10 protein-coding genes, 2 tRNA genes and 3 rRNA genes are annotated in these 13,284 nt (G+C 41.7%); all 15 read right to left on the reverse strand.

The features are described 5' to 3' along the window. Positions 1–94: 94 nt before the first annotated feature. Positions 95–508: an acyl-CoA thioesterase gene (locus tag NST80_RS09435; RefSeq protein ID WP_118172480.1), complete on the reverse strand. Its 414-nt coding sequence runs from the start codon at positions 506–508 to the stop codon at positions 95–97. 18 nt (positions 509–526) lie between these two features. Next, positions 527–862: a conjugal transfer protein TraF gene (traF, locus tag NST80_RS09440; protein WP_118172483.1), complete on the reverse strand. Its 336-nt coding sequence runs from the start codon at positions 860–862 to the stop codon at positions 527–529. Positions 863–973: 111 nt separating this feature from the next. Next, positions 974–1,047: transfer RNA gene (locus tag NST80_RS09445), tRNA-Asn, on the reverse strand. Between the two features lie 5 nt (positions 1,048–1,052). Then, positions 1,053–1,168 (reverse strand): 5S ribosomal RNA (gene rrf / locus NST80_RS09450). Between the two features lie 83 nt (positions 1,169–1,251). Beyond that, positions 1,252–4,151, reverse strand: a 23S ribosomal RNA gene (locus tag NST80_RS09455). A gap of 146 nt (positions 4,152–4,297) precedes the next feature. Continuing rightward, a tRNA-Ala gene (locus NST80_RS09460) sits at positions 4,298–4,370 on the reverse strand. 54 nt (positions 4,371–4,424) lie between these two features. Beyond that, positions 4,425–5,972: ribosomal RNA gene (locus NST80_RS09465) — 16S ribosomal RNA — on the reverse strand. Together the 16S, 23S and 5S rRNA genes with 2 tRNA genes alongside form the textbook arrangement of a ribosomal RNA operon. Before the next feature lie 413 nt (positions 5,973–6,385). After that, positions 6,386–7,528, reverse strand: coding sequence for a tRNA guanosine(34) transglycosylase Tgt (gene tgt, locus NST80_RS09470; protein WP_049527868.1), 1,143 nt, complete (start codon positions 7,526–7,528; stop codon positions 6,386–6,388). A gap of 206 nt (positions 7,529–7,734) precedes the next feature. Further along, positions 7,735–7,869 (reverse strand): 50S ribosomal protein L34, encoded by a 135-nt coding sequence (rpmH, locus tag NST80_RS09475; protein WP_002885866.1) that lies wholly within the window; start codon positions 7,867–7,869, stop codon positions 7,735–7,737. A gap of 195 nt (positions 7,870–8,064) precedes the next feature. After that, positions 8,065–8,628, reverse strand: coding sequence for an NAD(P)H-dependent oxidoreductase (locus tag NST80_RS09480; RefSeq protein ID WP_013991221.1), 564 nt, complete (start codon positions 8,626–8,628; stop codon positions 8,065–8,067). Continuing rightward, complete coding sequence (locus NST80_RS09485) at positions 8,625–9,221, reverse strand: TetR/AcrR family transcriptional regulator (protein ID WP_013991222.1); 597 nt, start codon at positions 9,219–9,221, stop codon at positions 8,625–8,627. Before NST80_RS09485 ends, NST80_RS09480 begins: the two co-directional genes overlap by 4 nt. 131 nt (positions 9,222–9,352) lie before the next feature. After that, entirely contained in the window at positions 9,353–10,396 is a 1,044-nt protein-coding gene (jag, locus tag NST80_RS09490) for an RNA-binding cell elongation regulator Jag/EloR (RefSeq protein ID WP_183138282.1), read from the reverse strand. 11 nt (positions 10,397–10,407) lie between these two features. Continuing rightward, on the reverse strand, positions 10,408–11,214 hold the full coding sequence (locus NST80_RS09495) for a membrane protein insertase YidC (RefSeq protein ID WP_013991224.1): 807 nt from the start codon (positions 11,212–11,214) through the stop codon (positions 10,408–10,410). A gap of 115 nt (positions 11,215–11,329) precedes the next feature. Next, positions 11,330–11,665 carry a ribonuclease P protein component gene (gene rnpA, locus NST80_RS09500; RefSeq protein ID WP_002891957.1) on the reverse strand — a complete coding sequence of 112 codons (336 nt, stop codon included), beginning with the start codon at positions 11,663–11,665 and terminating at the stop codon, positions 11,330–11,332. An 84-nt stretch (positions 11,666–11,749) separates the two neighbouring features. Beyond that, a complete protein-coding gene (gene argH, locus NST80_RS09505; protein ID WP_041817286.1) occupies positions 11,750–13,135 on the reverse strand; it encodes an argininosuccinate lyase in 1,386 nt (461 codons plus the stop codon). Between the last annotated feature and the right edge of the window lie 149 nt (positions 13,136–13,284).

A 13,284-nucleotide genomic window follows, 5' to 3' on the forward strand; every position in this document is an offset into this window, starting at 1 on the left:
ATACTCCTTCAAAGCAAGAAAAATCCCCAGAAGTATAACTTCTGAGGACTTTGTCTTCAATCTGAGAAGAAAATCAAAATGATTTTCTTCTTTTTTATTGCATAACTGAATGCTCTTTTAAAAGATTAAAAAATGAGGGATAATCTCTTTTAAGATTAACAAAACCACCATCCTTAGACAAGAAACTATGTTCAGAAGCAGCTGTACAAACAAGAACACCATTCTGATTTACCATATGGTACACAAAAGAAAGTTTAGCAGATTTAACACTTTTAACATTAATCTCAATAGAAATCTGATCTGCAAAAGTAGAAGTAGCTTTATAGTCACAGGAAATTGAAGTAACAGGAGAGATAATTCCCTCCTCTTCAATTTTTTCATAAGGCCAACCTATCTCTCTTAGAAAAAAAGTTCTAGCCTCTTCCATCCATCGTACATAATTAGAATGATGAGTAATACCCATTCGATCTGTTTCATAATACTGGACCTCGTGTTTACAAATAAACATAAGAACCTCCAAAAAAAATTAAGAAATAAAATCTAAAATGTCATCCTCAGAAAGAGAAGAGTCGCAAACAACCTTAGCAGTTCCATTTTCTGAAACAAAGAGGGCTGGAACGGTAGCAATGCCATATCTTTTACGTAAAGCTTGAATATCTTCAAGATCTTCACTATTTTCACTATTAATATAGAAAATAGTAAGATTTGAATTACGAGCAACATTTGATAATTTAGGTTCAAAAAGTTGACAATATGGACAAGAAGGACGTCCAATAAATAAAATAAACTTATCCATAGAAGAAATTTTATCTTTAGCAGTAGAAATAGCAATAGGTGTAAACTCTGATGCAAAATTCGACATAATAATACCTCTCAATTAAAATATAATCATATCATATCTGAAATTTAGAGTTTTAACAAGTAAATAACTTGACAAAAAAAGCTAGACCTAAGTCCAGCAATGAAATCATTACTCCGCCAGTAGGACTCGAACCTACGACATCATGATTAACAGTCATGCGCTACTACCAACTGAGCTATGGCGGATAAACGCTAAGCGACTACCGTATCTAACAGGGGGCAACCCCCAACTACATCAGGCGTACTAGGGCTTAACTTCTGTGTTCGGCATGGGAACAGGTGTATCTCCTAGGCTATCGTCACTTAACTCTGAGTATTCTCAACTCAAAATTGAATATCTATACTGTATCAAGAAACCAAATCGTTGTCAATATGTCTCAGTTACTTTCTTTGGATAAGTCCTCGAGCTATTAGTATTAGTCCGCTACATGTGTCACCACACTTCCACTTCTAACCTATCAACCTGATCATCTCTCAGGGCTCTTACTGATATAAAATCATGGGAAATCTCATCTTGAGGTGGGCTTCACACTTAGATGCTTTCAGCGTTTATCCCTTCCCTACATAGCTACCCAGCGATGCTCTTGGCAGAACAACTGGTACACCAGCGGTAAGTCCACTCTGGTCCTCTCGTACTAGGAGCAGATCCTCTCAAATTTCCTACGCCCGCGACGGATAGGGACCGAACTGTCTCACGACGTTCTGAACCCAGCTCGCGTGCCGCTTTAATGGGCGAACAGCCCAACCCTTGGGACCGACTACAGCCCCAGGATGCGACGAGCCGACATCGAGGTGCCAAACCTCCCCGTCGATGTGAACTCTTGGGGGAGATAAGCCTGTTATCCCCAGGGTAGCTTTTATCCGTTGAGCGATGGCCCTTCCATGCGGAACCACCGGATCACTAAGCCCGACTTTCGTCCCTGCTCGAGTTGTAACTCTCGCAGTCAAGCTCCCTTATACCTTTACACTCTGCGAATGATTTCCAACCATTCTGAGGGAACCTTTGGGCGCCTCCGTTACCTTTTAGGAGGCGACCGCCCCAGTCAAACTGCCCGTCAGACACTGTCTCCGATAGGGATAACCTATCTGGGTTAGAGTAGCCATAACACAAGGGTAGTATCCCAACAACGCCTCACTCGAAACTGGCGTCCCGAGGTCATAGGCTCCTACCTATCCTGTACATGTGGTACAGATACTCAATATCAAACTGCAGTAAAGCTCCATGGGGTCTTTCCGTCCTGTCGCGGGTAACCTGCATCTTCACAGGTACTAAAATTTCACCGAGTCTCTCGTTGAGACAGTGCCCAAATCATTACGCCTTTCGTGCGGGTCGGAACTTACCCGACAAGGAATTTCGCTACCTTAGGACCGTTATAGTTACGGCCGCCGTTTACTGGGGCTTCAATTCATACCTTCGCTATTGCTAAGCACTCCTCTTAACCTTCCAGCACCGGGCAGGCGTCACCCCCTATACATCATCTTACGATTTAGCAGAGAGCTGTGTTTTTGATAAACAGTTGCTTGGGCCTATTCACTGCGGCTGACCATAAGTCAGCGCCCCTTCTCCCGAAGTTACGGGGCCATTTTGCCGAGTTCCTTAACGAGAGTTCTCTCGCTCACCTGAGGCTACTCGCCTCGACTACCTGTGTCGGTTTGCGGTACGGGTAGAGTATAATTAACGCTAGAAGCTTTTCTCGGCAGTGTGACATCACTAACTTCGCTACTAAACTTCGCTCCCCATCACAGCTCAATGTTATAGATATAAGCATTTGACTCATATCACACCTCACTGCTTGGCCAGACACTTCCAATCGTCTGGTTTAGTTAGCCTACTGCGTCCCTCCATCACTATATACTCTAGTACAGGAATATCAACCTGTTGTCCATCGGATACACCTTTCGGTCTCTCCTTAGGTCCCGACTAACCCAGGGCGGACGAGCCTTCCCCTGGAAACCTTAGTCTTACGGTGGACAGGATTCTCACCTGTCTTTCGCTACTCATACCGGCATTCTCACTTCTATGCGCTCCAGCACTCCTCACGGTACACCTTCTTCGCACATAGAACGCTCTCCTACCATACCTATAAAGGTATCCACAGCTTCGGTAATATGTTTTAGCCCCGGTACATTTTCGGCGCAGGGTCACTCGACTAGTGAGCTATTACGCACTCTTTGAATGAATAGCTGCTTCTAAGCTAACATCCTAGTTGTCTGTGCAACCCCACATCCTTTTCCACTTAACATATATTTTGGGACCTTAGCTGGTGGTCTGGGCTGTTTCCCTTTCGACTACGGATCTTAGCACTCGCAGTCTGACTGCCGATTATATCTCGTTGGCATTCGGAGTTTATCTGAGATTGGTAATCCGGGATGGACCCCTCACCCAAACAGTGCTCTACCTCCAAGAGACTTAACATCGACGCTAGCCCTAAAGCTATTTCGGAGAGAACCAGCTATCTCCAAGTTCGTTTGGAATTTCTCCGCTACCCACAAGTCATCCAAGCACTTTTCAACGTGCCCTGGTTCGGTCCTCCAGTGAGTTTTACCTCACCTTCAACCTGCTCATGGGTAGGTCACATGGTTTCGGGTCTACGACATGATACTAATACGCCCTATTAAGACTCGGTTTCCCTACGGCTCCGTCTCTTCAACTTAACCTCGCATCATATCGTAACTCGCCGGTTCATTCTACAAAAGGCACGCTCTCACCCATTAACGGGCTCGAACTTGTTGTAGGCACACGGTTTCAGGTTCTATTTCACTCCCCTCCCGGGGTGCTTTTCACCTTTCCCTCACGGTACTGGTTCACTATCGGTCACTAGAGAGTATTTAGGGTTGGGAGATGGTCCTCCCAGATTCCGACGAGATTTCTCGTGTCTCGCCGTACTCAGGATACTGCTAGGTATAAAGACTATTTCGAATACGAGGCTATTACTCTCTTTGGCCTACCTTCCCAGGTAGTTCTTCTATAATCTTTAAGTCCACGTTGCAGTCCTACAACCCCGAAGAGTAAACTCTTCGGTTTGCCCTCTTGCCGTTTCGCTCGCCGCTACTAAGGCAATCGCTTTTGCTTTCTCTTCCTGCAGCTACTTAGATGTTTCAGTTCACTGCGTCTTCCTCTACATTACCTTAACAGTAATGAGTGACAGGCATAACCTGCCGGGTTCCCCCATTCGGACATCTCTGGATCATTGCTCACTTACAGCTCCCCAAAGCATTTCGTCGTTAGTCACGTCCTTCATCGGCTTCTAGTGCCAAGGCATCCACCGTGCGCCCTTATTAACTTAACCTTATTTTGGTCTTTCGACCTAACTCATTAAATATTCACAGCGTTTCGGTTTATTTTCTTGTTACTATCTATATGTAATTAATTACATATGGAATTTGATATAGATATTCAATTTTCAATGGACAATACTTGAATCTTGCGATTCAATGGAGCCTAGCGGGATCGAACCGCTGACCTCCTGCGTGCAAAGCAGGCGCTCTCCCAGCTGAGCTAAGGCCCCACAAGACCTCTCAAAACTAAATAAGAAACTCAAGTACATTCCGTTTTTCCTTAGAAAGGAGGTGATCCAGCCGCACCTTCCGATACGGCTACCTTGTTACGACTTCACCCCAATCATCTATCCCACCTTAGGCGGCTGGCTCCAAAAGGTTACCTCACCGACTTCGGGTGTTACAAACTCTCGTGGTGTGACGGGCGGTGTGTACAAGGCCCGGGAACGTATTCACCGCGGCGTGCTGATCCGCGATTACTAGCGATTCCGACTTCATGTAGGCGAGTTGCAGCCTACAATCCGAACTGAGATTGGCTTTAAGAGATTAGCTTGCCGTCACCGACTCGCAACTCGTTGTACCAACCATTGTAGCACGTGTGTAGCCCAGGTCATAAGGGGCATGATGATTTGACGTCATCCCCACCTTCCTCCGGTTTATTACCGGCAGTCTCGCTAGAGTGCCCAACTGAATGATGGCAACTAACAATAGGGGTTGCGCTCGTTGCGGGACTTAACCCAACATCTCACGACACGAGCTGACGACAACCATGCACCACCTGTCACCGATGTACCGAAGTAACTTTCTATCTCTAGAAATAGCATCGGGATGTCAAGACCTGGTAAGGTTCTTCGCGTTGCTTCGAATTAAACCACATGCTCCACCGCTTGTGCGGGCCCCCGTCAATTCCTTTGAGTTTCAACCTTGCGGTCGTACTCCCCAGGCGGAGTGCTTAATGCGTTAGCTGCGGCACTGAATCCCGGAAAGGATCCAACACCTAGCACTCATCGTTTACGGCGTGGACTACCAGGGTATCTAATCCTGTTCGCTCCCCACGCTTTCGAGCCTCAGCGTCAGTTACAGACCAGAGAGCCGCTTTCGCCACCGGTGTTCCTCCATATATCTACGCATTTCACCGCTACACATGGAATTCCACTCTCCCCTTCTGCACTCAAGTTTGACAGTTTCCAAAGCGAACTATGGTTGAGCCACAGCCTTTAACTTCAGACTTATCAAACCGCCTGCGCTCGCTTTACGCCCAATAAATCCGGACAACGCTCGGGACCTACGTATTACCGCGGCTGCTGGCACGTAGTTAGCCGTCCCTTTCTGGTAAGCTACCGTCACAGTGTGAACTTTCCACTCTCACACTCGTTCTTGACTTACAACAGAGCTTTACGATCCGAAAACCTTCTTCACTCACGCGGCGTTGCTCGGTCAGGGTTGCCCCCATTGCCGAAGATTCCCTACTGCTGCCTCCCGTAGGAGTCTGGGCCGTGTCTCAGTCCCAGTGTGGCCGATCACCCTCTCAGGTCGGCTATGTATCGTCGCCTAGGTGAGCCGTTACCTCACCTACTAGCTAATACAACGCAGGTCCATCTTGTAGTGGAGCATTTGCCCCTTTCAAATAAATGACATGGGTCATCCATTGTTATGCGGTATTAGCTATCGTTTCCAATAGTTATCCCCCGCTACAAGGCAGGTTACCTACGCGTTACTCACCCGTTCGCAACTCATCCAAGAAGAGCAAGCTCCTCTCTTCAGCGTTCTACTTGCATGTATTAGGCACGCCGCCAGCGTTCGTCCTGAGCCAGGATCAAACTCTCATTAAAAAATTTAATAATTGTTCGAGCGTTAACTCATTACCGTCGTCTGACGATTTATTCTTGTAAATTGACAGGTTATAATTTCTTCTATAACCCTGCACTTGGTTTCTTATTCAGTTCTCAAAGGTCTTTGTCTCTCTTAAGACAACTTCTGTATTCTAGCAAATCTAGAATGTCTTGTCAACACTTTTTTTGAAGTTTTTTCACTTCTCGTGTCCGCTGTCTCTCGCGAAACAGCTTATTTATAATATCATCTCTAGCTTGTCTTGTCAATAACTTTTTTAAAGTTTTGGAACCTTTTCAAGTTTGTGGCAAGGCAATTAAGACAACTTTTATATCTTATCACCCAAATTAATGCTTGTCAATAGGGTTTTGCAAAAAAATAAAGCAGTACAATCATGTACTGCTAAATAAATTATTTAAAAATTTCTTTTACTTGACTTGTAACCATACTTTTCTATAAAGTCTTGGCGGAACTCAAGTAAATTGTCATCTATAATAGCTTGTCGTACTTTAGCCATTAAATTCACCAAGAAGTAGAGATTATGATAACTTGTCAGGCGAATTCCAAACGTTTCATCCGCTTTCAACAAATGTCTCACATAAGCACGTGTGTAATTTTTACATGTATAACAATCACACTCAGGATCTATAGGGCTAAAATCTTCTGCATACGCCGCATTTTTAACCACGAGGCGTCCTTGACTCGTCATACAAGTTCCGTTACGAGCAATTCGTGTTGGGAGAACACAATCATACATGTCAACGCCACGAATAACACCGTCGATCAAACTATCTGGTGCCCCTACCCCCATAAGATAACGTGGTTTATTCTCAGGAAGTAAAGGTACAGTAAAGTCTAGAACTGCATTCATCTCTTCATGAGTTTCTCCTACTGCAAGACCTCCAATTGAATAACCTGGAAAATCCATGGAAACCAAATCCTGTGCAGATTGTCTACGAAGATCTTCAAAACCTGCTCCCTGTACGATTCCAAAAAGACCTTGGTCATGTGGACGACGATGTGCTTTCAGCCCTCGTTCTGCCCAACGACTTGTACGTTCAATAGAATTTTTCACATAGTCGTATGGTTGGTAAAATTGAGGGCATTCGTCAAAACTCATCATAATATCTGAACCGAGATTGTTCTGAATCAAGATCGCTTTTTCAGGAGATAAAAACATCTTACTTCCATTAAGGTGATTTTTAAAAGTTACACCTTCTTCCGAGATGTTTCGTTTTTCGGCCAATGAATATACTTGGAAACCACCGCTATCTGTAAGAATCGCTTGGTCCCAATTCATGAATTTATGGAGTCCTCCAGCTTTAGCAACGAGCTCATCACCAGGTCTTAGCCATAAATGATAGGTATTGGCCAAAATAATTCCTGAACCCATCTGTTTTAATTCTTCAGGAGATTGCGTTTTTACTGTAGCTTGGGTACCTACAGGCATAAACATCGGTGTTGGAAAAGTTCCATGAGGCGTGATAATTTCCCCCAAGCGTGCCCCTGTGTGTTTTTCTTTCTTTATAAGACGATATTTAATAGGAAAGTCAGTCATTTATACTCCTTACATTAGGAAAAACAGTCCTAAGTATTTTTTAGTAAGTGGTCATTATCCACAACCGCTTTAGTTTATCAAAAATTACAAGAATTGTCAGCTCTATATTTTCAAAGTTTCGATGAATAACAACAAACATCAACACTATCATTTATAGCAAAAAACAAAAAGCAACAGTCTCGAGCACTGTTGCTTTCAATAATGTCTTAAGCTGAAAGAACTTTACGTCCTTTACGACGACGAGCTGCAAGAACACGACGTCCGTTTTTAGTTGACATACGGTGACGGAATCCGTGTTTACGTTGACGACGGATTTTACTTGGTTGATAAGTACGTTTCACGTTGAATACCTCCTGATAGATTTTCGTATTCGTTTAGCCGGCTATTTTTGATCAGTTACTAAACATACCATACTATTTTATAGCAATAGCTTAATCTTGTCAAGAATTACTTAGATATTAATTTCATTATATCTTCGATGCCCGGAGGCTAGTGATAACTGTAAACTACAATGCCGTTCCTATATCATCGCTTGCTCATAACCTCCTTGCTAGTTTAGCTATTTTCTTGAGTACCTCTTTTCGCTTATGGTCACTCATATACTCAACAGGTGAAACCTGGGTAACTTTGACCGGTTTAATACCACAAGGTTTTAGGACTTGAAATTTTAGGACTTTGCTATAATCTTGAACTAAAGGTAGAACTATCTTTGGTGTATTGTGGGTTGTAATAATCCAAGCTTTCCCAGTCAATTTACCATCCAATCCACGGGGTGTATTTTCATAGGCAAAGCCAGCAACAAAAACGCGTTCAATAAATCCTTTCAAGATAGCTGGCATTCCACTCCACCAAGTTGGAAAAATAAAAATCAACTGATCTGCCCAAGTTATTAAATCTCGATAGTCTTTCATAGCTACATCGTGCGCTAAGTCTCTTCTCCTATGTGTTGTATCAAAACGTAAAACAGGATTGAACTTCTCTTTATACAAATCTAGAATCTTTAACTCATGTTTAGACGATAAATTTTCTTTAACAGTCTCTAGTATAGAGGCATTGTAGCTCTTATCGTTTGGATGGGCGTAGATAATCAAGTTTTTCATTGTTTAGCTCCTTTAACATAGATGTCTAACATAGTACTAACAGTCTCTTCAATAGTGTTACTATTGAAATTATCACCAATAGGACTCCTTACCAAAACGGCTAATCCAGTAATAAAACTCCAGATATGAACTAATATTTCTGCCTCACTACCCGAAATATTCATGTTACTTTTCAGCTCCAGAACCACACTCTTAAAGTGCTCAAACCCTGGTAAATGGGCATTAACAGAGATACTGTCCCGAGTGAGCTCCATATAATTGAAAGGAAACTTAATAAACAAGGCCTCAAAACTATTTGTTTCTTTTTGAGCAAATGCCACAAAATTACAGCCCATTAATACTAATTGACCTCTTACATCAAGCGAAGAGTCTACCCCTTTTGTCAGATACTTCAAAAAGATCTCAGATAAATGCTCCAAAACTACCTGAAGATAGACATCCTTATTTTCAAAGTGCTTATAGGGTGCCCCATGGGTGACCCCACATCTTTGAGCCACCGTTCGGATAGATAGTTGATCGACACCTCTTGTTCTTATCTCCTCGGCTCCAGTTGCGATTAACTTTTCCTTCAATTCAGCAGTATTACGTTTCATTTTGACTCCTATTTCCATCTAAGTAGACAGCGACTACCTTTTAAATAAAGTATACACCGTCTACTTTTTGTTGTCAAAAAAACTAGCCTTCAAATAAGACTAGTTTCTGTAAGCAATAAACGCTATTGTAATCATACTTTTGTCACAACAACGTAACGATTAGGATCGTCCCCTTCCGAGTGACTTTCAACACCTTCAATTTGAGAAAGTGCCTTATGGATAATTTTTCGTTCGCTATTCGTCATTGGATCCATAACGTACTCTCGACCTGTTTCTTTTACTTTAGCCGCCGTTTTTTCTGCTAAATCAATCAAAGTCTCTGTGCGTTGCTCCAAATAATCACGAACATTAAGAACAACACTAAAACGTTTAGAATGACGATCGTGCAAATAATTTTGTGCTAAAAGTTGTAAAGACTTGAGAACCTTGCCATGATAACCGATAACACGACTAGGTTGGTCTGTTTCAATCTGAATGATAATATTGCGACGATTGTGACTAACCTCTAGACTAGCATCAACATCCATTTCATAGATAATTTTTTCGAGGTAAGATAAAACATCATCTGCAGCCCCTTGAATATCTTCTAAATTATTTTCAGAAGACTCATCCGAACTAAACTCAGATGCCACAAAAGAACTGAAATCTCCTTCAGAAGTTTCCGGAGTTTGAACTTGAGCCACCGGTTCTAGTTGGGGCTCAAGCGAATTTGCCATAAATTCTGTAACATCCCCTTCTGATGACTCACGTTTAACAGATAGAGGAATAATTGTTGCCTTTGGTTGCTCCTGTTTCTTATCTGGCAACTCTTCATCAAGAGTCTCTGTAGAAACTGGTTGCTTTAAGTCTTCATGTGCAATTTCCTTATTATCTGAAACCGTAACAAGTTTTGTCACTTTATTGAAAGCAATCGTTTCGTCTTTTGGACTTGCGACAGAATCGTCTAATTGTTTTATAGCATCAGGAGCCACTTTAACGGTGTTTTGATTTGCTTCATGAGTTATCTTTTCATTTATTGGTTCAACACTAACTCGAGCTGGCTTCTTTCCGAACCCTAGAAAACCTTTTTTCTCACGAGAAATCACCTTAATATGAGCCTTCATACGAGGTAAATTAAGATCTTTCAAACCTTTTTCGATAGCTTGTTCGACTGTTCGTCCAGAATAGACAACCATAATAAGCCTCCTTATTTACGTTTATGCGCCTTTTTCTTGGCACGACGAATCTTAGCTTTACGTTCTTTTTCTTCCGCTTCCAAACGATTACGTTCTTCAATGATTTTAAACGGATTATTAAAAATCAAAATCTGAACAACTTGGAAGGCGTTTGAAACTGCCCAGTAAAGTGCTACCCCTGAAGAAATCTGAGTTCCAAACCAGAAAATAAAGATTGGAAGCATGATATTCATAACAAGAAGCATTGCACTACGATCTTTAGCCGCCTTATTTGTCAACCAAGTTGAAAGGAAGGTGAAAGCAGCCGCCAAAATCGGAAGAATAAAGTAAGGGTCTTTCTGACCTAGGTCAACCCAGAGGAATGTTCCTTCTCGCAATTCTGGCACTCTTGTGAGCGCTCCATAAAGAGCCATCAAAATAGGAAATTGGATCAAGAGAGGAACGAAGCTTGCGTAAGGATTTACACCATGCTCTTTATAAAGATCTTGTTGTGCATAAGCAAGAGCTTCACGATTCTCGCGTCCAGGATACTCACTCTGCAAGCGACGTAACTCTGGCTGCAACTCTTGTAGTTCACGGCTTGACTTAATTTGGCGATTATACAAAGGAATCATTACTGCACGAATTAAGATCGTGAAAATAATAATACCTAATCCAATAGAACCACCAAATGAAAGCCCTTGAATAGCCTTCCCAAACATTAAAATAAGACGTTCCCAAAGGCCTGTAGAGTGACTTGTAACATCACTTCGTCCACACGCGGACAAAAGCAAGAGAGCTCCTGCACCTAAAACAGATATATTAAGTTTTTTCTTCACTAAAAACTCCTTTTTAATACGATAAAGAACTGCTTCGCTTCCATTCATTAAGAGTATCTCAAAAATCAGGAGTGACTTTAGTTTATCTTACAATGTAAAGAAGCAAAATAATCTTCTAGTCCTTATATAACTTTGCTATTTTTAAGACATGAACGAGATTGCTATAAATGTCTTGATAACTTAAGTCTTCAACACCTTTACGAGCAATAACGACAAAATCTTGATGTTCTAACTGAGATGACATGTCCATTAGTGCATGTCGTAGACGACGTTTTACCCGATTCCGAGTAACCGCATTACCAAGACGCTTACTGACTGACAAACCCACTCTAAAATGAGGTAGATCACGATCCAGACAGTAGACAACAAATTTTCGATTAGCAACACTGTGTCCTGCATCAAATAATGCTTTAAAGTCTTTCTCTTTCTTAACGCGATAAGATTTTTTCAAAATGCGACTCCAAACTCAAAATTAGTACTATTATATCATAAATAGCAAAAAAGCCCAAAACCTTATGGTTAGGGCCTTAGAGACTTATTTTTTTAGAGCTTTTTGAGCTTCTTTGATTTGCCATTTAACCTGGTCAAAACCAGTTCCACCAAGGGAATGACGACGTTCAACAGCTGTATGAGATTTAAGTGTCTCATAGATGTCCTCTTCAATTAGGTCTGAAACTTCTTGATAACGTTCGAGAGGAACATCCTGAAGGTAATAACCAGCTTTGGTACACTCAAGGACAAGTTTTCCAACAATCTCATGTGCTTCACGGAATGGTAGGCCTTTAGATGCAAGATAATCAGCCAACTCTGTAGCATTTGAAAAATCTTTCTCTGTTGATTCTGCCATATGTTTGTCATTAACAGTCATTGTATTGAGCATGCCTGCGAGAATATCAATAGCGACAGTAATCGTTTCTACCGTATCAAACATACCCTCTTTATCTTCTTGGAGATCTTTATTGTAGGCCAAAGGTAATGACTTCATCACCGTCAACAATCCAATCAAATTGCCATAGACACGACCTGATTTCCCACGAATTAGTTCTGCCATATCTGGGTTTTTCTTTTGAGGCATAATAGAAGAGCCTGTTGAAAAAGTATCAGATAGAGTTACAAACTTAAACTCGTTAGAACACCAGTTAATGATTTCTTCACAAATACGTGTCATATGCATCATGAGAATACTTGAGTTTGACAAGAATTCGAGAATAAAGTCACGATCGGAAACAGCATCCAAGGAATTGCTATATGGTTTTGCAAAACCCATTAAGTCAGATGTCATATTACGATTAATCGGGAAAGTTGTTCCTGCTAGTGCAGCAGCTCCGAGTGGAGAGATATCCGTATGCTTGATATTAAATTCAAAACGTTCGGCATCACGTGTAAACATGTTGTAATAAGCCATCAAGTGGTGACCAAAAGAAATCGGTTGTGCATGCTGCAAGTGAGTGTAGCCTGGCATAATTGTATAGGTATGTTTGTCTGCTAGATTGACCAAAGTAGCACGTAAGTTATCGAGCTTCTCAATAACTTCCACTAGTTTGGCTTTTAGATACAAGTGCATATCCGTAGCTACTTGGTCGTTACGTGAACGTGCTGTATGAAGTTTTCCTGCTACTGGTCCAATTTTAGCTGTCAAAAGACTCTCCATATTCATATGAATATCTTCATTGGAAACATCAAATTCTAGTTTACCAGCCTTATATTCCTCAAGCAGTTCTTCCAAGCCCTGTTTAATTTGCAATGCTTCCTCTTTGGTAATAATTCCTGTCTCACCGAGCATAGTAACATGGGCAATAGACCCTTTAAGGTCAAACTCTGCCATTTTTTGGTCAAATGAAATTGAAGCACCGAATTCTTCTACCCATTTTTCAAGACTAGCTTCGAACCGACCGCCCCATAGTTTATGATTTTCTGCCATAGTTTTATTTTGAAGATTTCCCCTCACTGGGATAATCTTCTATCCTTTCTTAATACTTATAACAAGTAACGACCTCTTTGGTCACAATAACTTAAATGAAAAAAGCTAGATAGTATTTGTCTAGCTTAATTTGTCTCTCTGGACACTTG

This window comes from Streptococcus sp. FSL K6-1323 (assembly GCF_038630745.1).
Classification (GTDB): domain Bacteria; phylum Bacillota; class Bacilli; order Lactobacillales; family Streptococcaceae; genus Streptococcus; species Streptococcus salivarius_D.

Excerpts from the sequence above, each read along its gene's own strand:
- NST80_RS09435 (WP_118172480.1), bottom strand. The coding sequence starts at position 508 with ATGTTTATTTGTAAACACGAGGTCCAGTATTATGAAACAGATCGAATG.
- traF (WP_118172483.1), bottom strand. The coding sequence starts at position 862 with ATGTCGAATTTTGCATCAGAGTTTACACCTATTGCTATTTCTACTGCT.
- tgt (WP_049527868.1), bottom strand. The coding sequence starts at position 7,528 with ATGACTGACTTTCCTATTAAATATCGTCTTATAAAGAAAGAAAAACAC.
- NST80_RS09480 (WP_013991221.1), bottom strand. The coding sequence starts at position 8,628 with ATGAAAAACTTGATTATCTACGCCCATCCAAACGATAAGAGCTACAAT.
- NST80_RS09485 (WP_013991222.1), bottom strand. The coding sequence starts at position 9,221 with ATGAAACGTAATACTGCTGAATTGAAGGAAAAGTTAATCGCAACTGGA.
- jag (WP_183138282.1), bottom strand. The coding sequence starts at position 10,396 with ATGGTTGTCTATTCTGGACGAACAGTCGAACAAGCTATCGAAAAAGGT.
- argH (WP_041817286.1), bottom strand. The coding sequence starts at position 13,135 with ATGGCAGAAAATCATAAACTATGGGGCGGTCGGTTCGAAGCTAGTCTT.